The organism is Sphingobium lactosutens, assembly GCF_013393185.1.
Taxonomy (GTDB): domain Bacteria; phylum Pseudomonadota; class Alphaproteobacteria; order Sphingomonadales; family Sphingomonadaceae; genus Sphingobium; species Sphingobium lactosutens_A.
The window spans coordinates 88,098-108,703 of sequence record NZ_QJQX01000073.1 but is presented as its reverse complement, the minus strand read 5'-3'; the positions used below and the strand labels follow the sequence as shown (position 1 = coordinate 108,703).

The 20,606-nt window shown below is 59.4% G+C and carries 22 protein-coding genes; 13 read left to right on the top strand and 9 right to left on the bottom strand.

Annotated features, from left to right (window positions below; genetic code table 11):
- Positions 1 to 16: 16 nt before the first annotated feature.
- Positions 17 to 1,027 carry a zinc-dependent alcohol dehydrogenase gene (locus DM806_RS20010; RefSeq protein WP_179044913.1) on the bottom strand — a complete coding sequence of 337 codons (1,011 nt, stop codon included), beginning with the start codon at positions 1,025 to 1,027 and terminating at the stop codon, positions 17 to 19.
- Positions 1,028 to 1,110: 83 nt separating this feature from the next.
- Here DM806_RS20010 and DM806_RS20005 point away from each other — a divergent pair, with 83 nt between their 5' ends.
- Positions 1,111 to 2,199, top strand: coding sequence for a phosphotransferase (locus tag DM806_RS20005; RefSeq protein WP_179044912.1), 1,089 nt, complete (start codon positions 1,111 to 1,113; stop codon positions 2,197 to 2,199).
- Positions 2,200 to 2,280: 81 nt separating this feature from the next.
- On the opposite strand, the gene DM806_RS20000 is transcribed toward DM806_RS20005, so the two are convergent.
- The 5 genes from DM806_RS20000 to DM806_RS19980 form a co-directional block, all read right to left on the bottom strand.
- On the bottom strand, positions 2,281 to 3,399 hold the full coding sequence (locus DM806_RS20000) for an alkene reductase (protein ID WP_179044911.1): 1,119 nt from the start codon (positions 3,397 to 3,399) through the stop codon (positions 2,281 to 2,283).
- Between the two features lie 118 nt (positions 3,400 to 3,517).
- Complete coding sequence (locus DM806_RS19995; RefSeq protein WP_179044910.1) at positions 3,518 to 4,417, bottom strand: SDR family NAD(P)-dependent oxidoreductase; 900 nt, start codon at positions 4,415 to 4,417, stop codon at positions 3,518 to 3,520.
- A gap of 54 nt (positions 4,418 to 4,471) precedes the next feature.
- Positions 4,472 to 5,560 (bottom strand): Gfo/Idh/MocA family protein, encoded by a 1,089-nt coding sequence (locus DM806_RS19990; RefSeq protein WP_179044909.1) that lies wholly within the window; start codon positions 5,558 to 5,560, stop codon positions 4,472 to 4,474.
- A 77-nt stretch (positions 5,561 to 5,637) separates the two neighbouring features.
- Positions 5,638 to 6,018 carry a limonene-1,2-epoxide hydrolase family protein gene (locus DM806_RS19985; RefSeq protein WP_179044908.1) on the bottom strand — a complete coding sequence of 127 codons (381 nt, stop codon included), beginning with the start codon at positions 6,016 to 6,018 and terminating at the stop codon, positions 5,638 to 5,640.
- Between the two features lie 27 nt (positions 6,019 to 6,045).
- Complete coding sequence (locus tag DM806_RS19980) at positions 6,046 to 6,831, bottom strand: enoyl-CoA hydratase-related protein (protein ID WP_179044907.1); 786 nt, start codon at positions 6,829 to 6,831, stop codon at positions 6,046 to 6,048.
- Between the two features lie 118 nt (positions 6,832 to 6,949).
- Here DM806_RS19980 and DM806_RS19975 point away from each other — a divergent pair, with 118 nt between their 5' ends.
- Positions 6,950 to 7,642: a 2-oxo acid dehydrogenase subunit E2 gene (locus DM806_RS19975; RefSeq protein WP_179044906.1), complete on the top strand. Its 693-nt coding sequence runs from the start codon at positions 6,950 to 6,952 to the stop codon at positions 7,640 to 7,642.
- Between the two features lie 19 nt (positions 7,643 to 7,661).
- Here DM806_RS19975 and DM806_RS19970 read toward each other — a convergent pair whose 3' ends face one another.
- Entirely contained in the window at positions 7,662 to 8,219 is a 558-nt protein-coding gene (locus DM806_RS19970) for a MarR family winged helix-turn-helix transcriptional regulator (protein WP_218647587.1), read from the bottom strand.
- Positions 8,220 to 8,316: 97 nt separating this feature from the next.
- Between DM806_RS19970 and DM806_RS19965 the strand changes: the two genes are divergently transcribed.
- The 4 genes from DM806_RS19965 (at position 8,317) to DM806_RS19950 (ending at position 13,998) form a co-directional block, all read left to right on the top strand.
- The gene (locus DM806_RS19965) at positions 8,317 to 9,276 is read left to right on the top strand and encodes a hypothetical protein (RefSeq protein WP_179044905.1); all 960 of its coding nucleotides are present in this window, start codon (positions 8,317 to 8,319) and stop codon (positions 9,274 to 9,276) included.
- A gap of 171 nt (positions 9,277 to 9,447) precedes the next feature.
- Positions 9,448 to 10,326, top strand: coding sequence for a crotonase/enoyl-CoA hydratase family protein (locus tag DM806_RS19960; protein ID WP_179044904.1), 879 nt, complete (start codon positions 9,448 to 9,450; stop codon positions 10,324 to 10,326).
- Between the two features lie 349 nt (positions 10,327 to 10,675).
- Positions 10,676 to 13,042 (top strand): TonB-dependent receptor, encoded by a 2,367-nt coding sequence (locus DM806_RS19955; protein WP_179044903.1) that lies wholly within the window; start codon positions 10,676 to 10,678, stop codon positions 13,040 to 13,042.
- A gap of 83 nt (positions 13,043 to 13,125) precedes the next feature.
- Complete coding sequence (locus DM806_RS19950; protein WP_179044902.1) at positions 13,126 to 13,998, top strand: LLM class flavin-dependent oxidoreductase; 873 nt, start codon at positions 13,126 to 13,128, stop codon at positions 13,996 to 13,998.
- A 60-nt stretch (positions 13,999 to 14,058) separates the two neighbouring features.
- On the opposite strand, the gene DM806_RS19945 is transcribed toward DM806_RS19950, so the two are convergent.
- Both DM806_RS19945 and DM806_RS19940 read right to left on the bottom strand, forming a co-directional pair.
- Positions 14,059 to 15,462: an aromatic ring-hydroxylating oxygenase subunit alpha gene (locus DM806_RS19945; RefSeq protein ID WP_179044901.1), complete on the bottom strand. Its 1,404-nt coding sequence runs from the start codon at positions 15,460 to 15,462 to the stop codon at positions 14,059 to 14,061.
- A gap of 72 nt (positions 15,463 to 15,534) precedes the next feature.
- Positions 15,535 to 15,849, bottom strand: coding sequence for an SDR family NAD(P)-dependent oxidoreductase (locus DM806_RS19940; protein WP_306294787.1), 315 nt, complete (start codon positions 15,847 to 15,849; stop codon positions 15,535 to 15,537).
- A 147-nt stretch (positions 15,850 to 15,996) separates the two neighbouring features.
- On the opposite strand from DM806_RS19940, the gene DM806_RS19935 reads away from it, so the two are divergent.
- The 7 genes from DM806_RS19935 to DM806_RS19905 all read left to right on the top strand — a co-directional run bounded on the left by DM806_RS19935 (position 15,997) and on the right by DM806_RS19905 (position 20,557).
- The gene (locus DM806_RS19935) at positions 15,997 to 16,989 is read left to right on the top strand and encodes a DUF7064 domain-containing protein (protein ID WP_179044900.1); all 993 of its coding nucleotides are present in this window, start codon (positions 15,997 to 15,999) and stop codon (positions 16,987 to 16,989) included.
- 28 nt (positions 16,990 to 17,017) lie between these two features.
- A complete protein-coding gene (locus DM806_RS19930) occupies positions 17,018 to 17,599 on the top strand; it encodes a hypothetical protein (RefSeq protein WP_179044899.1) in 582 nt (193 codons plus the stop codon).
- Positions 17,577 to 18,044: a nitroreductase family deazaflavin-dependent oxidoreductase gene (locus tag DM806_RS19925; RefSeq protein ID WP_179044898.1), complete on the top strand. Its 468-nt coding sequence runs from the start codon at positions 17,577 to 17,579 to the stop codon at positions 18,042 to 18,044. The genes DM806_RS19930 and DM806_RS19925 overlap by 23 nt, the downstream gene beginning before the upstream one ends.
- A gap of 119 nt (positions 18,045 to 18,163) precedes the next feature.
- Positions 18,164 to 18,466, top strand: a complete 303-nt coding sequence (locus DM806_RS19920; RefSeq protein ID WP_179044897.1) for a DUF1330 domain-containing protein — start codon at positions 18,164 to 18,166, stop codon at positions 18,464 to 18,466.
- A gap of 121 nt (positions 18,467 to 18,587) precedes the next feature.
- Positions 18,588 to 19,415 (top strand): SDR family NAD(P)-dependent oxidoreductase, encoded by an 828-nt coding sequence (locus DM806_RS19915; RefSeq protein ID WP_372859652.1) that lies wholly within the window; start codon positions 18,588 to 18,590, stop codon positions 19,413 to 19,415.
- Positions 19,416 to 19,604: 189 nt separating this feature from the next.
- Positions 19,605 to 20,336 carry a molybdopterin-dependent oxidoreductase gene (locus DM806_RS19910; RefSeq protein WP_179044896.1) on the top strand — a complete coding sequence of 244 codons (732 nt, stop codon included), beginning with the start codon at positions 19,605 to 19,607 and terminating at the stop codon, positions 20,334 to 20,336.
- Positions 20,333 to 20,557 carry a hypothetical protein gene (locus DM806_RS19905; RefSeq protein ID WP_179044895.1) on the top strand — a complete coding sequence of 75 codons (225 nt, stop codon included), beginning with the start codon at positions 20,333 to 20,335 and terminating at the stop codon, positions 20,555 to 20,557. Before DM806_RS19910 ends, DM806_RS19905 begins: the two co-directional genes overlap by 4 nt.
- Positions 20,558 to 20,606 lie beyond the last annotated feature (49 nt).

Sequence of the window (20,606 nt, the reverse complement as noted above, 5' to 3'; positions counted from 1 at the left end):
CGGAACGTGACCGGCGTCACGTTCCGTGCGGGCTCACCATCAGCTTTGCCGCATGGGAGCCCGCTCGCATCGCTTCGAACTGATCGGGCAGCGCGTCGAGGCTGAGCGTTCCACCGATCAGGGCGCGCGGCTGCACCGCGCCGCTTGCCATGGTCTCGACGCTCTGGCGGAACTCGGCCGAGCCATAAGCGACGCTGAAACGCAGTACGATATCCTTGTACATCGCGACTGCGGGCAGGATCGGGTCCGCATGGATGCAGCCGCCCAGCGACAACACGGTGCCGCCAAGGCGAACCAGCTCGATCGCCTGCTGGATGGTGCCCGCCGCGCCCGCCGCCTCGATCACGATATCGGGCATTCCGCCTAGCTCGCGGACGAGATTTTCGGATAGATTTTCGCCCACGGTCAGGAAGGCGTCCGCGCCCATCGCGGCGGCCAGCGCTTCGTTGCGCCTGCTGCGCGCGATCATGGTGATCGGCCCGGCGCCTAGTTGCCGCGCCCAGAAAGCAGCCGCGCCGCCGATGGCGCCCGCGCCGATGATCGCCACGCGTGCCTGTCCAAGCTCCGGCAATCGTCTCACCCCACGAAGCCCGGAAGCGAGCGGTTCGACCAGGGCCCCGTCCTCGAATGTCAACTGGTCGGGTAGGCGGACCGCCTTGCGGGCGTCGATCAATGTATATTCGCTATAGCCACCGGCCATCGATTCCATCGATGTGCAATGCAGCGGCATGTCTGCAAGGCAGGCGGGGCATTGGCCGCATCCGGCGATGGGCAGGGCCGTAACCCGATCCCCGACCTTGATGTTGAGGACATCGCAGCCCAGTTCGACAACTTCGCCGGCATATTCATGCCCCAGCGCGGTTCCGCACGGCACGTCAAAGGGACTGCCGCTGGTCATGTGCAGGTCCGACCCGCAAATGCCGCAGCGTTCCACCCGGATCAGCGCCTGATGGGGGCCAGGATGCGGTATGGCGCGGTCCTCGATCACCAAAGGCTTGCCTGCGCCAACGAAGATTGCCGATTTCATCCGCTCCGATCCCTTGCGATTTTCTAGGATGCTAGCATACGGTATGCGAACGATTCGACAATGGCCAAAAAAGGGAGAGACGCATGTCGGAAGGGATGAACGTACCGCTGCGTTATCAGGATGTGAACGCCCGCTGGATGACGGAGGCGTTGCGTGGAACCTGGCCTGATGTCGAGGTGACGCAGGTCCGCCATGGGCCTATCTTCGGCTACAAGCGCAACAAGTTCCGGATCGAGGTCGACTATGCGGCTGGTGGGAACGATCGCCCCCGTACCTTTATCGTCAAGGGCAACTTTCCCGGCGAAAATGACCCCTCCACGGGTTCTGCATGGGCGATGGCGAACGAGCTGCGCTCGATCCGCGACATAGCCCCGCTGGTCGCCGCGCCGGAGGGGCCTCACTGGCACCATATCTCGGTGGAGGAGGAGGCCTCGGCCATAGTAATGGAGGATCTGGCGCCCAGCGGCGCGACATTCTTCCACGCTTTCCACACGCTAGACCTGGGTCAGGCCATGGCGTTCATGGACGCCTTTGCGAAGATGCACGCCAGCAGCTGGAACAGCCCGATGTTTGCGGAAGGCGGGGTGATGGGGCCCGGCACGCTGGCGTGGGAAAACCGGCGACTGGTCAACGACGTCTATTTCCCGACCTTCTTCCAGCAGGAAAACTGGCAGTCCTATGTCGACCTGCCGCGGGGCAGGGCGCTGCCCAATGCTTTCCAGGACCTCGACAAGGCGCGGCAGGCCTGGACGAACCTGTGGGCGTTGCTGCCGCAGACGGCCATGGTCGTGGTCCATGGCGATGAACATCTTGGCAATCTCTATGTCACCGCGTCGGGCAAGCCCGGCCTGATCGACTGGGTTGCCAGGCCGGAGCATTGGCCGATCGGCATTTCCTATTTCATGTTGTGCACCATCGATGTGGCGGACCGGCGGAAATGGGAGCGCGCGCTGCTGTCGCATTATCTGACGCGGCTGGCGGCTCATGGCGCGCAGGACGTGCCCTCCTTCGAGGAAGCCTGGTTCATCTATCGGTGCGCGACTTTCTATCCGGTCGTGACCTGGCTCAACAACAGCGGGATCTGGCAGCCTGAGGCGATCAACACGGCCAATGCTGTCCGCGCGGCAACCGCTGCGCTGGATCATGACGCGTTCGCCCTGCTCGGGGTCTGACGCGTCCCAATCCGTTTTCGCAGGGCAAAAAAGAGGCAGGCTGAAAAGCCTGCCTCTTCTTCATTCGGCTGATGGGAAAGCTTAGCCCCGGTCATCCTTGTAGGTGGGATAATCGGTATAGCCCGTAGCCTCGCCCACATAGGCATAGTCGAAATTCGCCTGGGCGAGCGGCTTGCCGTCCCGGAAGCGGGTGACGAGGTCGGGATTGGCGATGTAGGGACGGCCGAAGGAGATGGCCTCGGCCTTGCCGCTGGCGATATAGTCGGCCGCCGTTTTAGCATCGAAGCTGCCATTCTGGATGATCGTGCCTTTGAACACGGCGCGCAGATGGTCCATGACCGGATAGTCGGGCTTTTCCATGAAGCCCGAGGCGATCGGCTCGATCAGATGGATATAGGCCAGGCCATATTGATGGGCCAGCTTGCCGATGGCTTCGGTCAGCGCCGCCGGATTGTCATCGCCCATGCCCTTGCGTTCGCTGGTGGGGCTGACGCGCAATCCGACGCGGCTGGGATCGATCTCGGCGACCACCACCTCAATGATTTCCTTCAGGAAGCGGACGCGATTTTCGACGCTGCCGCCATAGCCATCGGTGCGCTGATTGGTCTTGGATTGCAGGAACTGGTCGATGATATAGCCGTTGGCACCGTGGATTTCCGCGCCGTCGAACCCGGCCGCCTTCGCATTGCGTGCGCCAGTGCGATAAGCCTCAATCACCTGATCGATGTCGGCCTGCGTCATTTCACGCGGCACGACATATGGCTTCATCGGCAGGAAATGGCTGGTGTCGTCCACCGGGCGCGGGGCGAAGGTTTCGCCTTCACCGGCGATGGGGGAGGGGCCGATCGGAAGCTTGCCACCGATATAATCGGGCAGGACCAGGCGGCCCATGTGCCAGAGCTGGGCATAGATACGGCCGCCCTTATCATGGACGGCGTCGCTCACGCCCTTCCAGCCGCGCACCATCGCATCCGACCAGATGCCAGGAGCGCGATACCAGCCCATGCCGAGCGGATCGACGGCAGTCGCTTCCGAAATAATCAGTCCCGCGTCGGCGCGCTGAGCGTAATATTCCGCCTGCAGGCTGGTGGGGACATGATTTTCATCGGCACGCGCACGCGTCAACGGCGCCATGACGATCCGGTTCGGAACTTCGAGCGTACCGATGGTCAGGGGCTCGAACAGGGCATCAACGGACATGACAGGAGGCTTTCTACAAACAAGGCGGCAGCACGGGTCAGAGTGCCATCGCGCTGTGGATGAGGATCAAGGGAGGAGCGCTTGAGCGCTGCCCCCTGATCCGATCAGATGCCTTCGATCAGGGATCGAGCCATTCACCCGGATTGATGCCGGCGTTGGAGCGGGCGAACTTCAGGATCTTGGCAACGCGCTCACCCAGAACCGAGGGATCCTTCGACGCTTCGCAGCTCGGGCCATGCTGCCAGCTTTCCGCGACAGTGATGCCGTAGCCCCACACTTCGAATACGCGGCCGCTGACATTGCTGGCTTCCGCGCTGGCCAGCCAGGCGACGAAACCGGCGATCCATTCCGGATCGCGGCGTTCCAGCTGCTCAGGGGTCCATTCCCGCAGACCAGCGGTCATGCGGGTCTCGGCGCGGGGCGCGATGGCGTTCACGGTGACGCCGATGCGCTGCAATTCGCGTGCGGCGACCTGACTGAAGCTGGCGATGCCGCCCTTGGCCGCAGCATAATTGGCCTGGCCGATATTGGCATAGAGCGCCGAGTGCGACGTCGTGTTGATGACGCGTGCGTCAGGCTGGCGACCGGCCTTGCTTTCCATGCGCCAGTAGTTGGCGGCATGATGGGTCGGCGCGAACGTGCCCTTCAGATGCACCTTGACGACGATGTCCCATTCTTCCTCGGTCATGTTGACCAGCATGCGGTCGCGCAGGATGCCGGCGTTGTTGACGAGGATGTCCAGGCGGCCGAACGTGTCGACGGCCTGCTCCACCATGGCCTTGGCGTTTTCCCAGTTTGAAACGTCGCCGCCATTCACGATGGCCTCACCGCCGCGCGACTTGATTTCCTCGACGACTTCCTGTGCGGGCGTCAGATCGGCGCCGCCGCCGGATGCATCGCCGCCAAGGTCGTTGACGACGACCTTGGCGCCATGTTCGGCCAGCTTGAGCGCATAGGTGCGGCCGACGCCGCGACCACCGCCGGTGACGATGGCCACCCTCCCTTCAAGAAAACTCATTTTTCATTCCTCGCTCTTGATGTTTGACTTGGATAATAAGGCGCTACCGGTCAACTAGACCGTGACGCGGGTGCCGCTGGCTGCGGACTTTTCAATGGCGTCGATCAGGCGATGCCGCTTCACCGCATGCTCGAAAGTGGGGCATGTCGATGTGCCGTCGCGCAGATCATTGGCCAGGCGAGCATAAGCCTGCGCTACATTCTCCGCGAAGGGCGATACGTCCGGCGTCCATTTATATTGAGTGGGCACCGTCAGCGGGGCCACGGCTTGATCGCCGTCGCGACCGCCGAACAGGGTCAGCGGGAACATCTGTGCATGGCCTGCATCGGCGGTAGCGACGATATCGCCTTGCGTTCCGTTGATTTCCCAACGGAAATTGGTCCCCCGCGAAGCACCCCCGCGATAATGGACGGTGGCGACAGCGCCGCCTTCCAGCGTGCCCGTCACCATGATCTGATCCTCGGCCGTCATTGGCATCTGCTTGCCCTCCGGAACCAGGGTGAAGCTGTCGCGCCGGTTGGCGAGCGTGGCCGTCAGCGATGTGAATTCGCCCAGGCACATCGCCACCGCATCGATGGTGTGACCAAAGGGGATCGTCAGCAGGGTCGCGCCGTTGGCCTTGTCCGCCGTATAGGCGTTGGGCTGGTCGATGAACGCGCCCCAGTTCATGCCCGATCCGACCAGCGTGGTCGACAGGACCGTACCGACATAGCCGTCGGCGATCAGGTCGCGCACATAGTTGAAGCTGGGGGCGGCGCAGGCCTGCAGGCCGACGGCGCCGATCACGCCCTTTTCGCGGGCGATCGCAGCCATGCGCTCGGCCTCGGCCAGGCCATTGCCCAACGGCCATTCGCAATAGACATGCTTCCCCGCCTCGATCGCGGCGGTGACGAGTTCCAGATGATGGGGAACCTTGACCGTCACGACGACCAGATCTACGTCCGGGTCGTTCACCAGCGCTTGATGATTGTCATAGGCCTTCGCCACGCCGAATTCGGCGGCTGCGGCCGATGCACTTTCCTGTCGAGTCGTGCTGAGCGCGCGAATCTCGTAATCAGGTAGTACCCTGAGCGCGGGGATATGGGACAAAGCCGCCCAACTACGCCCCGGTGCTACGCCGATGATACCGACGCCGATCGTCATATGGTCCCTCACTTAGTCCGCTACCGGTTGGTCCGTAAGCGTACTATATGCTTTGTCCGAAGACTGCAATGCCTTGCTTATCCCAGCGTGGCCATTGCTTGCTGGAACTGGACTGAATCGAAATAGTCGCGCCAGCGGGCGATCAGGCCGTCGCGCAGTTCAAATGTGCCCATGACCGGCATTTCGATCCATTGGCCCCCGATGAGAAAGCGATCCAGCCGCTCCGTCAGCACGGCGCCATCGGATGTTTCGGCGACATGCAGGACGCGCCAGTCGATCGCTTCGGCATCGCCAACGAACATCGCCAGTCCCTCGCGGATCGCATCGTGTCCGACCAGCGGTGGCCAGGGGATATTATGGTAGAAGCAATCGTCCGTCATCGCCGCCACGATGGCGTCCAGATCGCGGCGACTCCAAAGCTCGATGAAGGCCAGAACCCGATCGCGATTCGTCATCATTGGATTTCTCCCGTTTCTTTTGTCGTCCTATTTCCCTGCCCATTGCGGCGGCCGCCTTTCGACAAAGGCTCGTTTGCCTTCCGCTGCGTCCTTGCTGTCCATCACCTCTTGCAGTGTCGGGAAATGGCGAATGTCGAGCGCGGAAGCGAGATCCGGCAGATCGAACGAGCCATAGGCGATGTCCTTTGAACAGCGAATGGCGATCGGCGCGCAGGAGACGATCTGTTCCGCCCAGCGCCGCGCCGCCGGCATCAGTTCCTCTGGCGGCACGACTTCGCTCGCCAGGCCGATGCTCAGGGCTTCCAGCGCGCTCACGGTCCGCGCGGTGAGGATGATATCCATCGCTCGTTTCATGCCCACGGCGCGGGGCAGGCGCTGAAGGCCACCACCAGCTGCGGCCCAGCCGACCTTGGGTTCGGGCAGGCCAAAGGTTGCTTTGGTGGAGGCGATGATGAAATCGCAGGCCAGCGCGAGTTCAAAGCCTCCGCCCAACGCCATGCCGTTGACGGCGGCAATGACTGGCAGCGGGTAGGTCGCGCGGCCGTTGAAACCGGCAAAGCCCGCCTGCCCGACTTCCATGATGCCGGTTTCCAGATTGTCCTTCAGGTCATAGCCGGAACAGAAAGCGCGATCGCCGGCCCCCGTTATGATCACGACCCGAACTCCGGTCATCGTGGGCAACCGGTCGAACAGGCTATTCAACTCATGATGGGACGCAGGATGCAGCGAATTCATTCGGTTGGTGCGATCAATGGTGACGGTTGCGATGCCGTCTTCAACGGCAAGCGCGTAAAAGTGGCCCTGTTCTATCATGACTGACCTGCTGATTCCCAAATTGCGCGAAGTTCACCATGTCTTCGATCAAGCAAAGGATTGATACGCTACTATATTATATATATGCAAATTAAAATTACGGCTTTGGGAGCGATTCGTGGCGGTTACCGACATCCTTAAACTCACAGGCATCCGCGGCATCATCGCTCAGAAAATGATGGAAAGCCTGGAGAAGACGGCGCAGCTCAGCTTCTTCTGCGATGTCGACGTTAGCGCATTGGTTGCCGCCCGCGGTTCCTGGAAATCGGCTGGCGCCAAGGTCGGCTATGAGGATCTGATTGCCAAGGCGGTCTCCAGGGTTCTTCCCCATTTTCCGGTGTTCAACGGGGTTGAGACCCCGGCCGGCATCGAGTTGCATGACGAATATCATATCGGCTGCGCCATTGCCTTGCCGGGCGCCCTAGTGGCGCCTGCTGTGTTCAATGTGGAACGGCTTTCCGTACCCGACATCGCCGAACGCCGGGCGGAGCTGCTGGCTCGGGCAAAGATCAACAAACTGACCATAGCGGAGCTGACCGGCGCGACCGTGACGCTGACCAATCTTGGCCTAACGCGCGTCGAGCATTTTACGCCGATTTTAACCTATCCCCAGCAAACGATCATCGGCCTTGGCCGGATCGCGCCAAAGCCTTGGGTTGCCGAGGACGGGGAGACGCTGGTCGTCCGACCGGTAATGGGGCTGTCGCTGACCGTGGACCATCGTGTGATCGACGGCGGTCCCGCGGGTGACTTTCTCACCCGCTTGGCACGATATCTTGAAAGTGCGGAGGGGCTATCGGCGGAAGGCTGAGCGGGAGATGACAGTCCTCTTAATCTTCATCATTCAAAAGATTGCGGATATTCGCTTTCACCTGTGCGAGTGCGTCTTCCGTGATCCGTTGATGCTCTGGAGAAACACCTGCCAGAATGGATCGGTTCAGCTTGGCGCCTGCCTTTTGCATCTGCGTGATGACCTCAAATCCTTTGTCCGTGATGAAGACGCGCCGCGCTCGACGATCTTCCGTGTCCATTCGGCGTTCGACATAACCCGCGGACTCCAGCCTGTCGATCAATCCGCCTATCGTGACCTTCCCGACGTCCATGAGCCGCGAAATATCGACCTGCATCATCCCATCGCGCCCCGCGCGCGACAAATTCGCCAGTACCGACCATTGCGAACGGGTCACGCCATGGGGACGCATGGCCTCGTCGAACAAAGTGTTCCGCATGCGCGAAACGTCATGTACAAGAAATCCGAAACGAAACGGTTTGACAACGGGCCGCTGCGGCGTCCCGCTGGTCGTGCTAACTCCCGTTTTCTTTGTCGATTTAGTCACCCTTTGGCACTCCATGGCGTTTTGCAGATGCTTGCCGTAAAACAAAAACAAGCAAAATTCCATGGTTTGCAAAAAATCAGTTGCCAGTAAATGATATGCTATCATACCTTATAGCAAAGTATGATTAGCTGCCTGCAGGAGTGCGCAGATGCTGCTACACGAAGATTATCCTCATACCGTTCCAACGCGTGCCTGGCTGCGCTGGAAGGAAAATTATTTTTGGGTTTTCATGGATCCCGAACGGGATATTTGCTGCCTGGCGCATTGCACGGCAGAACCTACACATGAGCGCGCTTTTGCGTCCTTCACCGTTCTGCATAAGGGCAAGAAGCTGATCAGTGGCAAGGAAGTGCCGATGCCGTCGCCTTTCGAGCATCAGAAGGAACTGCATTACGGCAATCTCGCGCTGCACTTCCTGAAGCCGCAAGCGGAATTCCGCGTCGAATATGAGGATGAGAATGTTTCTGCGGTGCTCAACTTCACGCGGCGCATGCATCTGTTTGACTTCCAGGCTTGTGCCGACGTCAATCCGGATTGGTTTTCGGTGTCGGAAAATACCGCGTTCGAGCGCAACTCCTTCCGTCACCAGGGCCAGTGCATGAATGCCACGGGCAACGTCACCTTCAAATCGGGTGAGTGGGCCGGTACCTCCATCGATGTCGATGGTTCGGGCTACCGCGACCACAGCTGGGGCATGCGCAACGACCAGATGACGCTCAGTCATAACTGGACCTTTTTCAATTTCAAGGAGATGGGCTTCCACCTGTTCCGCGTGCGCAACGTTATTCGCCCTGAAAGCCAAACGTCCGAAGGCTATATCGCGCGGCCGGAAGGCAATGAAGTGATGAAGGCCTTGGACGTTGAGCATGTCGGTGAAGGCCCTGACGGGATGCCCGACAAGGTGATCTATCGCGCGACAACGCTTAGCGGTGAGAAATTCACGCTTGTCGCCGATGTGGGCAATGCCTTTGCCCGCCTGCCGCTACATTCGCAGAAGCCAGGCTCCAAAGTCTATCTCAATGTCGAGAATATGTGTCGGGTGAGATGTGAGGAAACCGGCGAGGAAGGCCTCGCCAATGTGGAAATTGGTGCGCTGGTCGACGCCTGAGCGATGTGTGCGCCGGCCCGCGATGGCGGGCGCACATATCGCTGCCGTGGCGATAATCTAAACACCAACGTCGTCTCACCGACGCGAGTATAGATATGATACGTATCATAATGGTTTGCATATTATAATAAGTTGGCCGCTGGAAAATGGCCATGACCGGGGAGGTGAAGCATGAATGTTCCCCAGCATTTCCGGTTTGACGTGCAGCATCATGTTGCCACGATTACATTCGATCGTGCCGACAGGCTCAATGCCTTCACGCGGGTCATGGCTATGGATCTCGTGACGTTGTTCGATCGGGTCGACTCGGATGATGGCATTCGTGCCTTGATTTTGACTGGGGCCGGCCGGGCTTTTTGCGCGGGCGCTGACCTTTCGCCCGGCCAGTCCTCCCTGTCGCTGGAACGAAGGGATGAAGATGAGTCGACGGAAGTCGACTGGAAAGATCCGGCTACGCGTGATTACGGCGGGCTGATCACATTGCGGCTATATGAATGTGTGAAGCCCGTGATCGTCGCCTTCAATGGTCCGGCCGCCGGCATGGGTGTGACGATGGCGTTGGCAGCGGATTTCCGTCTTGCTTCGACTGGTGCGAAATTCTCTCTACCCTTTACGCGCCGGGGGATAGTGCCGGAATCGGCATCCAGCTGGTTTTTGCCTCGAATCGTTGGCATTGCGCAAGCGCTCGAGTGGACATTGATAGGTGCGACCTTCTCCGCCGAGGAAGCGAAAGCCGCAGGACTGGTCCGATCGCTGCATGAGCCTCAGGATTTGCTGGCGGCTGCGACAGATTTGGCGAAGGATATTGCAACGAACACGGCTCCTGTATCCGTTGCAATGACACGACAGATGCTGTGGCGTTCCTTTAGTATGCCCCATCCGATGGAGGCACATCGGATAGAGAGTCAGGGTATTTATATGCGTTCGCGTGCGTTCGACGTTCGCGAAGGCGTACAAAGCTTTCTTGAAAAACGGTCGCCCGATTTCCCGGATCAGGTTTCGACGGACATGCCTTCATTTTTTCCATGGTGGGAGCATAAGGATTACTGAGGTGTGACATTAGTGCCGCGTGTCTTCTGCAAAGCTGATCGGTCACGCGGTATTGCGCCTTGCGGACTGGCGACGGAGCCGGTATAGGTTAGCAAGCATACGATAGTGTTGGATGGAAAGGCCTGTCGTCGCTTCCGAATTGGGGTTTGAACAATCCTATTTGTAAATCGTAGATTTCATAAAAATAAGAATAAGCCCGAAGGAAAAATCCGGGGCTGTGTTGAATTAGGAATCAACAACAGAAATGGGGAGGGTGCGAATGTTTCAGACATCCGTTTTTTCGACACGTCCAATGCGTAGGTCCCGTCTGGCTCTGCTGGCGTCTTGTGCTGCTATTGGTGGATCGACTTTGTTCGGCACGATGGCCAACGCACAGGAAAACCAGCTTCAGGACATCGTTGTTACCGCACAGAAGCGTTCTCAAAATGTCCAGGATACGCCGCTTTCAGTGACGGCGGTTTCGGGTGAACAGTTAGCCTCGGTCGGTATTGCTACCGTCCAGGAACTGAACCGCGTCGATCCCGCGCTGCAAATCGGTCAAGCGACGGGTACCGTGACCACCTTCATTCGTGGTATCGGCAACCCCGTCACTACGGCGGGCAACGAAGCTAGCGTGCCGGTTTATATCGACGATGTATATTTCGTCCGTGCGTCGGTGCCTTTCTTCGATCTTGCCAGCGTGGAGCGTGTCGAGGTCCTCAAGGGTCCCCAAGGTACGTTGTTTGGCCGGAACGCGTCAGGCGGCGTGATCTCGATCTATACCAAGGATCCGAGCCAGCACGCCGAGCTCGAAGCGCGTCTCGGTTATGCCAATTACCAGACGATGGACGCCAAATTCTACCTGAACATGCCAATCACGGATACTCTGGCGGCCAATGTCTCCGCCAGCTATCATAATCAGGATAAGGGGTGGGGCAAGAATCGCACTTTGGTCGATCCTTTCAATACGTCCCTCGGCTATCTTCCCAGCAATGACGATTATTGGAAGAGCCATAGCTTCAGCGCACGCGGCAAGATTCTTTGGGAGCCTGCCGATGGTCTCTCGGTCAAGCTGATCGGCTATTATCAGAAGAGCTGGAGCCAGATTGGCATCTACTCGCGTCCTTTCCCGGGCACGCCGGGCGGGTCGCCTGATCCGGCGCATAATGGCTTTGGTAATTCGGGTAATTTCCCTGTCCCAGCGCAGGAACTTCCGCCGCTCGGTTTCTATGACGTCGCTCTGGGCGCCACGCAGAAGATGTATGACGATTCGGAAGGCTATGGCTTCTCCGGTCGCGTTGACTATGAAATGGGTTTCGCCGATGTCGTCAGCATCACGGCCTATCGTAACAATGACGAGCTTTATGCCTCAGCAGGCAATAACTCGCCCTATAACTGGGTGCGTTACGATCTGAACATTGTCGATAACCAGTTTTCCCAGGAGTTCCAGCTAAAGTCGAAGGCGGGTTCGCCTGTCAACTGGATCGCCGGCCTCTATTATCTGAACGCTGATGGTGGCTTCGACCCGACCACGATCTACGGTCCGGGTACGCAGGCTCTACTGGTGGACTCGATCAGCATTCGTGGTGAGCAGAACGTCAAATCCTATGCTGCCTTCGGCCAGCTGACCTACCCGATCACTGACAACACCAACGTGACGGGCGGCCTACGCTACACGATTGATAAGGTGGCAGGCCGCGGCTCCACAACGACGTTGTTCGTTCCGGAGCTACCGTTCCTACTTCAGAATGTCCCAGCGGTCGCGGCTGCATTTGGTGCGCCGAACGGAACTGTCTTCGACTCAGCGACAGCTAATGCCATTGTGGCTGGCGCCCAGATGCCGGTGGACAATGTGCCTGGCGGCGGTGTCGCCCGCAAAACGTTCAAGAAGTTGACGTGGAAAGCTTCGATCGACCACAAGTTCACCGAGGACGTGATGGTCTACGCCAACTACAGTCGCGGCTACAAGGCAGGTACGTTCAACACGCTGCCGCTTGACCAGTCTGAGCCGCTATCGCCTGAAGTGGTCGATGCCTATGAAATTGGCTTCAAGACGGAGCTGGCTGATCGTCGTATCCGCCTGAACGGCGCACTGTTCTGGAACGACCTCAGCAATCCGCAGGTGCAGGCGCAGCGCAACGGCCTGGTGTTCCTGAAGAATGCCGGTTCGGCGCGAACCAAGGGCGCCGAGTTTGACTTGACGGTTGCCGCCGCTCCAGGTTTGACGCTTCGAATGGCCGGGACATATCTGATCGCGAAATTCCGTGATTTCGCGGATGCGCCTTCCTACTGTCCCAATCCCCAGGTCGATGCGGCAACCTGCCAGGCCCTTTCTCCCGGGCTGCCGATTGCTGCCGGCAATCTGAATACTATTCAGGTTGATGCTACTGGCAATTACATGCCCTATGCCTCGAAATGGAAATTCAGTGGTGGCTTGAGCTATGACTATACTCTCGCGGATGACAGCAATATTTCGTTCGACGTGAACGCCAACTGGGCCAGTAAGTTCAATTGGGATGCCGACAACGTCATCAAGGAACCGTCCCACCTCCTGCTGGACGGCTCCGTTTCCTTTACACCAGCAGCGGCTGAACATCTGACCATCCGCTTCTGGATGAAGAACATCACGGGCGAGAAATTTAACATCAACTATTACGCTCAGGCGTCCGGATCCGCTTTTTCCAGCGCTCCGGGTGCACCGCGGACCTATGGTGGTGAGCTGGTGTTCAAGTTCTAAACACATGAAACTGCATTGGGGGGGCGGTCGACAATGTCGGCCGCCCCTTTGTCTTGGAATGATCGAGAAGGGACGAACTGGCCATGCGTTTCTGGCTGCATATCCACAATACGCCCCCTGAGCAGGGGCTTGAACTGGCCGTCATGGCGGAACAGCTCGGGTTTGAGGGTGTGGTCGGGGACGATCACTGGTTCATGCCGGCCGGAACGGGCGTGCAGGATCCCAATGAACGTGCGCCCTTGCCCATGGATTACATCTTCCCTGACATATTCGCCTTTGGCGGCGCAGTGCTTGCCCGCACGAGGCGTTTGAAATTCGGTTCCTGCATCATGGTTCTGGCCAATCGAACCAATCCTTTTCTGGTTGCCAAGGCGGCAGCGACACTTGCGCGCCTCAGCGATGACCGGTTCGTCATGGGTGTCGGCACAGGTTGGATGCGCAATGAATATGACATGGCTGGCGTGGACTGGAGTAGCCGTGTTCCCCGTACGGTTGAGATGATGGAAATTCTTCGTAAGCTATGGAACGAAAAGCCGGCAGAACATCACGGCACCTTTTTCGACTTCCCACCAACCTTCGCGGAGCCGCGTCCGGCGCGGCCCATCCCCATCTATATGGGATCGGTCGCGCCGGTGGCATTGCGCCGCACCGGGAAGGTGGCTGATGGATGGATGGGGATGACGTCGAGACTGTCCGACATCGCCGGTCAGATCACGTTGATAGAGGAAGGTCGGCGCGACTCTGGAAGGGAGAAGCTTCCCTTTGAATATATGGTTGGTCTGGCCCGCCATGATGACGGGTCCCTGCCTTCACCCGACGACTATAAACGCGCGGTAGAACTGGGTGTGACCCAGCACCATGTCGGGCCGATCGACCATGCCCTGGGCGTTCTCCGGTCGAGCTTCGAGGACAAGAAGCGGTTCGTCGAGGAGTTCGCCCAACGCAATATCCGTTAACGGCAAAAGGGCGCGCAGACAGATGGTCTCGGCGCGCCCTTTGGCTGGATTTTAATCAGATCAGCGGTTGAGATCGCGATCGATCAGTTCGTGCCATGCCTGGATCATCCCCTCCTGATAAGCGCCCAGTCGCGAATGGGGCGCGGTCGGATCGGCTGCCTTCAGGCCCTTCTGGATCAGCGGCAGATTGCCCATGTCCTGATCGAAGATCATGCCCAGGAAGCTGTAGGCCGGAGCCTTTTCGGCGATGCTTTCATGCTCGCCGATCTCGATCGGTTCGGCCGCCGGCGGACGCGGCTGTCCTTCTGCATAGGGCATCAGCAGGCGAACGTCGAAATAGCAATAGTTCGGATCGCTCTCGTGCGGCAGGAACTGGTAGACGAACGGCACCGCTTCCGAAAGCCACAGCGTGAAATGCGGGTAGAGGAAATAGAGTGCGCTGTCGATCATCACGGCGTCGGGCTGGGCATTGGGCCGACCATAGGCCCGCTCATACTCGTCGCGGCACCATTGCCCAACCTGAGCGCGAATGTCTCCCTCAGGGTCCAACTCCGGCATGGCGGCGTCGGGATAATGCCATGTCTGCTGCACCTGGGCGAAGACCATTCCCGCCATCAGGCTGGTCGCCGAAGCATCCGCATGCATGCTGGGCACCGCCGACGGCACCGCTTCGCGCCCGACGGCGCCCATGGCGGTGGTGAAAATGTCATATTGCGACTGGCTGTCGCCGGTGAAGGGAACCCCCTCCGGATGCGTCGCATAGAGGTGGTAGGATTCTTGGAAAGCTTCTTGCGTGATCTTCCAGTTGGCATGGACCAGCTTGCGGAACCGCGCCTTAGTATAACGCTTTTCGGGTGCGAAGTCCTTGAAATGCTCGGGCATCGGGCCGAGCGCTTCCAGCAGCGGTCGCGCATCCTTGTCGGCGTTGACGAAGATGAAGCCGCCCCAGCGCTCCAGCCTGATTTCCGGCAGAGAGCCGTTCAGCCGGGTGATGTCCGGAAAGTCCCAATGACTGGGAATACGCTTCAGCCGCCCGTCCACATTCCATTCCCAGGCATGGTAGGGGCAACGGATCGTTTCGGCCGTTTCCTTCTTCGCGCACAGCATCGTCCCGCGGTGCAGGCAGCTATTGTAGAATGCGCGGAATTCCTCCGGAGCGGAACGGACGATGAAATAGGAATGCGTTCCGACTTGCAGCGGCAAGCGATCACCGACATCGGGAATATCCTCTTCCCGGCACGCGAAGAGCCACTGCCTGGACCAGATCTTCTCCAACTCCAGCTTGAAGAATTCGGGATCATGATAACGGCGGTAATCGATCTGCCGATTGTCCGGCTCATAATCGCCGCGCGCGCGCATGGCGTCGTTGGGGCCAGCGGAATCCTTGTCCCACAATTCGCTCAGCAGCGGCCGCTCCTTGCTCCCATAACCGCGGATACGGTCCTTGTTCAGCGTGGTTGCCACAATATCATTCCTCTTTCTGCGGTGCGCGGGCGCCTGCCGACCCGGGTCACTTAATGGTATGCTGGAATACCACTAACATTCTCTTCTTGTCCCCGCAACACCGAGTGCTATCAAGAGCGTCAGGTGTGGTGGTAGCGGCCCCCGCATTGTTGACCAGCAGGTCGATGCCCCCGAAATGCGCAGCGATATCGCCGACGACAGGGGGATGGATACATTATCGCTGACGTCCAGCGCCCAGCCCGCGGCATTGAGTCCTCTGTCCTGGATCGCCCGCGCAACCGATATTGCGCGATCGCCATCGATGTCCGTGACTGCTACCGAAGCCCCGGCTGCGGCAAGCAAATCGACGGTAGCCCGCCCGATACCGCTCGCTGCCCCCGTAACCAGAGCGACGCGACCCTTCAGGCTGCTTCATATGCGTTCCGGTCGGTCATAGCTCCTCCTTACACGCGAAGAATAAAATGATGCTAGCTTATCATGTGTCAGCGTCCTATTGTCCGCCGCAACGGGCTGACGAAATCAGATGGAGAGTATATGTCGGACACGGATTGGAACAGCAATCTGGGCCAGGGCTTCGGTAAGCATGTCGCCGAAGATGAATTTTACCATGGCGTTGGTGAGCCGGTCGACTCGCTGACGGAAACCTGGTTCTGGAATTTCCATGTGCCGGAAGCCGGCATCAACTGCTTCGCCTATTGCTGGGTGCATCCGACCCTGAAAGTCGTGACGTCCGGTCTGATGGTCTATCAGGGGCTGAAGGCGAGCCATCTCGAATCCGAACTGTTCGAGATTCGTGACTATATGTCGATGGATGTCGTCGGTGACGGCAGCGATATCCAGTTGCCCAACAGCATGCGTATGCAGACGATCGTGCCGCTGGAGCATGTGCGAATGACCTTTGACGATCCGCAGCGGGAAACCAGCATTAACGTCGACATGCGGGCCGTGGGTGTGCCGATCATGCGCGCGAACAATAAGCATTTTGAGCAGGTAATGCATGTGACGGGCGATCTGGTCCTGCGCGGCAAGGCGCATAAGGTCGATTGCCTGGCCGTGCGCGACCGCAGTTGGGGAGAGCCGCGCCCGGAAAACCACAACCCCGCGCCGCCTTATACCTGGGTCACGGGCACTTTCGGCGAGGATTTTGCCTTCAATGTCGGTTCGCATGACGATCCCGACCGCGATCCTGACTGGAAGGGCGTAATGCCGGTGCCCGCGCGCATCTTCAACGATGGTTGGGTGGTCGTGAACGGAGAGCAGCGCCGCGTGCGCAATTCGTCGAAAATCACCGTCCGCACCCTCGACCGCCACAGCCCGATCACCCACGACTACAGCTTCGAGGATGAGAAGGGCGATATCTATCATATCAAGGGCAAGCTGATCGCGCAGACGGTCTGGGGCGGCTGGTCCAATACGACCTGTCATCTGGGCCTTGTCGAATGGGACTGGGACGGCAGGAAGGGCTATGGCGAAAGCCAGGAGGTCCAGTGGAATGATTATGTCTGGAAAATGTCCCAACAAAAATAAAGCAGGATAATGGAGGGAGGGGATCGCCATGACTGGTGTGAGAGTGATTGCCTGGATCGTGATCGTGATCATGGGCGCCAATATGGCGAATGTGTTGCTGAACAGCGGCCTTCATCATGGCGTCGGCTTCGACACGTTCCTTGCCGGGTCGGGGGATCCATGGCAACTGTTCATCAACAACGATCTTGTTACGGGCCTGTTGTTCATGGTCTGCTGGATCGCCCTTCGGGAAAAGGGCGGGCGTCTGCTGGATATCATCGCCTGGATCTGGATGGTGATGTGGTGGGGCAATGTCGTCGTCGCTGTCTATATATTGCGGGCAGCGGGTCAGTCGGACGGGGATTGGCAGCGCTTTTTCCTCGGTCGCCGGGCAGGACTGGTTGGCGCGTCTTCAGTCCCGGCGGCGGGGCGGGCGTTTTGCGGGCTGGCGGCGTTTCTCGTCTCGGTCTGGCTGATATGGAGCGTCCGGGCCGTGGGCTTCGCGGCGATCCCGACCTTTGGTTATGTGCTGGGTTTCCTGCCGATCATCCTGTCCTTTGCGCTCGTCGCATTCCCTGCGCGCGGCATCCCTGTTTCAGGAGGAAGTCATGTCCACGCCGAAATTCAATGACATTCCCAAGGATATCAACGCGCTGATCGCGGCCCATATCCAGCAATATCTGAACGATCCGGAAGCGGCTCATATGTGGGACGCACGCCCGGTCGGATTGCCGGGCGAGGTGACGACGCTGCTATTGACGACCATCGGGCGCAAGAGCGGTGAACCGCGCCATGTGCCCTTGCTGTATGTCGATGATGGCGACGGCTATCTCATCATCGGGTCGAAGGGCGGCAATGTTGATCATCCGGTCTGGTTCCTCAACCTGCTGGCGAATCCCGAATGTGAAATACGGGTGGGCGCACCCCCGGTCAAAGCACGGGCGCGGGTTGTGGAAGGCGGTGAAAGGGACCGTGCCTGGAAGAGGATCACCGAGCGGCATCATGTCTATGCCAAATATCAGGCGCGTGCCGATCGCCAGATTCCTGTCGTGCGTCTGGAGGCGATCAAGGAATGACCTGTCGCCCTGTCTCTTGCCGCAACAATGGATCATGCGGGGTGAAGAAGAAAGGGTGAAGCACGGCCAATAGCCGTGCTTTGAAAGCAAGGATTGCTGGGGTGCTAGGGAGAGGATGCATGTCGGTCTATCTGGTGGTCGAGCTTGTCTATAGCGACCAGTCCTGGCGTGAGGAATATGGCCGTGGGGTTCCACCGCTGGTGGCTGCCTATGGCGGCCGTTACCTTGCCCTTGCCTCACCGCCGGAACTGATGGAGGGGGAGAGGGCAGCGCCCGACACATTGGCTGTGTTCGACTTCCCGTCCGCGGATGCGGTTCGCACCTTCCTGGCCTGCCCGGAATATCAACCTTTTGCCGAGGCACGTCGCACCGGCGCGAAAACGCAAATCTACATGCTGGAGGCGCTACCGACGCGCGGGTAGAACGCGAAGGCCTGAACGATGGGACGCGAAGACTGTCCAGCCATTGCGGTGCGCCATGCCATCCGGGGGATAGGCAAGGATGAATTTGGTCCTTTTGAGGGACTTGTCAGAGGAGCAGAAAGTGCAGACGGAAGAAATGGCTTTTGGCGTCAATCTGAACGGCAGGGTTGCCGTGGTTCTCGGCGCGTCGGCCGAAGGCGGAACGGGATGGGCGATTGCCGAATCCCTAGCGCGCAATGGCGCCAAAGTGGTCGTCGCGGCGCGAAGCCTGCCGCCATTGGAGCGTCTCGCCGAGCGGATTGATGGTGCAGCGTTCCGCTGCGATGCGGGTGTGGAGGAAGATATCCGGGCGCTGGCGGCGTTCGCAAAGGAAAAATACGGCCGCGTCGACATCGCCGTCAACAGCGCGGGTCTACCCGTCATGGGCACGATCTCCGAGATGACGCAGGCCCTGTTGGACGATGCGACCCGAGTGAACTTCCATGGCCCCACCTTCTTCATCAAATATATGGCGGAAGCGATCGGCGAGAATGGGTCCATCGTCTTCATCTCATCCATGTCCACTACGCACCCGGTCTTTCCCCACATCGCCTATGCGGCGGCGAAGGCCGCGACGGATTGCATCGTGCGCTATGCCGCCATTGAATATGGGCCGCGCAATATCCGGGTGAATTCCATTCTGCCCGGCCCCATCAATTCTGACATGGCCAAGGAGGCGTTTGCCGACCCCGAATTCGAGCGCACATATGCCCGCGAGGTTCCTTTGGGGCGGGTCGGCCTGCCGGAAGATTTCGCCAATGCGGTCCTGTGGCTTGCCGGCCCCTCCTATGTGACCGGCCTCAACCTTCAGGTGAACGGCGGAAACCAGCTTACGCGCATGCCGCGCCTCGATGAACTGGCCAAGGGTGCTTCATCCTATGGGTCGGGCAAGGCGTTGGGCGATCGGTAGGCGTTTATCCGCTTTTGAAGGCATGACGCCAGAGGCCGGCCGGCTCGGCCGGTCTCTCCGTCAGCTTTGGCATTTGATATAGACGTCGCCGTGCGCAAATATTCATCCCGGAACAGGTGGTGTGCTGACATGCCATGAGGCATAAAGAGCTGACGAGACGCGAAACCGCGCCATGCCAAGAGGATGAGGATGACTGAAGACGTCCGCCTGCATCATCGTTCATGCCCCTTTTGCGAGGCAGCGTGCGGAATCCGCGTACAGGCCGACCATGGCAGCCGCACGATCCTCGGCGTCAGGGGCGATCCGGAGGATCCGTTCAGCAGGAGCTTTATCTGCCCTAAATCCTATGGCCTTACCCAGCTCCATTCCGATCCCGACAGGCTGCGCCGTCCCGTCCGTCGCCGGGGCAAGGATTGGGAGGAGATGGGCTGGGACGAGGCGATGGATGAGGCAGCCGATCGGCTCGGCACACTCCTCAAAACGCATGGGCCAAACAGCATCGCCTATTATCTGGGAAACCCGTCGGGTCACAAGGCGCCCTTCCTGCTCTATGGCCCGTTGCTGATCCGTGCGTTGCAGACCAACCAATTCTATACCCCTGGCACGCTCGACCAGATTCCCAAATATGTCAGCGCCTCCTACATGTTCGGCGGGCCCACCATCCAGCCGCTCGCCGATCTTGACCGCACTAGCTATCTGATCGTCATCGGCAACAATCCCGTCGTCAGCCAGGGCAGCATGATGGTCGCGCCCGGCATGAAGCGGCGGCTGGAGGATATCCGAAAGCGCGGGGGGCGGGTTGTGGTCATCGACCCGCGCCGAACCGAAACCGCTCAGATCGCCGACGAATATATCGCGGTGCGGCCCGGTACCGATGCCTATCTGCTTTTCGCCATGGTCGATGTTCTGGCGCGGGAGTGAGCGACGAGATCATGCCGGGTGTCGTCAGCCTGCCGCATGGCTGGGGCCACAGCATGCGGGACACCCGCCAGCGTGTCGCCAACCGCACGATCGGCGTCAACGCCAACGCAATCATCGATGAGAGCGACCTGGACGTGCCTTCCGCGACGACCGTCCTTAATGGTGTTCCGGTCGTGGTCGAAGCGGTACGCGATCCGGCCTTGCTGGCCGATCCGGCATAGCGCAAGTCGCATCAGCGGGGAGGGGCGCGTTGCGCATCCCCCATGCGCG

Bases quoted from the DNA above. Each gene is read 5' to 3' on its own strand.
- DM806_RS20010 (WP_179044913.1), bottom strand. From the start codon at position 1,027: ATGAAATCGGCAATCTTCGTTGGCGCAGGCAAGCCTTTGGTGATCGAG.
- DM806_RS20005 (WP_179044912.1), top strand. From the start codon at position 1,111: ATGTCGGAAGGGATGAACGTACCGCTGCGTTATCAGGATGTGAACGCC.
- DM806_RS20000 (WP_179044911.1), bottom strand. From the start codon at position 3,399: ATGTCCGTTGATGCCCTGTTCGAGCCCCTGACCATCGGTACGCTCGAA.
- DM806_RS19995 (WP_179044910.1), bottom strand. From the start codon at position 4,417: ATGAGTTTTCTTGAAGGGAGGGTGGCCATCGTCACCGGCGGTGGTCGC.
- DM806_RS19990 (WP_179044909.1), bottom strand. From the start codon at position 5,560: ATGACGATCGGCGTCGGTATCATCGGCGTAGCACCGGGGCGTAGTTGG.
- DM806_RS19985 (WP_179044908.1), bottom strand. From the start codon at position 6,018: ATGATGACGAATCGCGATCGGGTTCTGGCCTTCATCGAGCTTTGGAGT.
- DM806_RS19980 (WP_179044907.1), bottom strand. From the start codon at position 6,831: ATGATAGAACAGGGCCACTTTTACGCGCTTGCCGTTGAAGACGGCATC.
- DM806_RS19965 (WP_179044905.1), top strand. From the start codon at position 8,317: ATGCTGCTACACGAAGATTATCCTCATACCGTTCCAACGCGTGCCTGG.
- DM806_RS19960 (WP_179044904.1), top strand. From the start codon at position 9,448: ATGAATGTTCCCCAGCATTTCCGGTTTGACGTGCAGCATCATGTTGCC.
- DM806_RS19950 (WP_179044902.1), top strand. From the start codon at position 13,126: ATGCGTTTCTGGCTGCATATCCACAATACGCCCCCTGAGCAGGGGCTT.
- DM806_RS19935 (WP_179044900.1), top strand. From the start codon at position 15,997: ATGTCGGACACGGATTGGAACAGCAATCTGGGCCAGGGCTTCGGTAAG.
- DM806_RS19930 (WP_179044899.1), top strand. From the start codon at position 17,018: ATGACTGGTGTGAGAGTGATTGCCTGGATCGTGATCGTGATCATGGGC.
- DM806_RS19925 (WP_179044898.1), top strand. From the start codon at position 17,577: ATGTCCACGCCGAAATTCAATGACATTCCCAAGGATATCAACGCGCTG.
- DM806_RS19920 (WP_179044897.1), top strand. From the start codon at position 18,164: ATGTCGGTCTATCTGGTGGTCGAGCTTGTCTATAGCGACCAGTCCTGG.
- DM806_RS19910 (WP_179044896.1), top strand. From the start codon at position 19,605: ATGACTGAAGACGTCCGCCTGCATCATCGTTCATGCCCCTTTTGCGAG.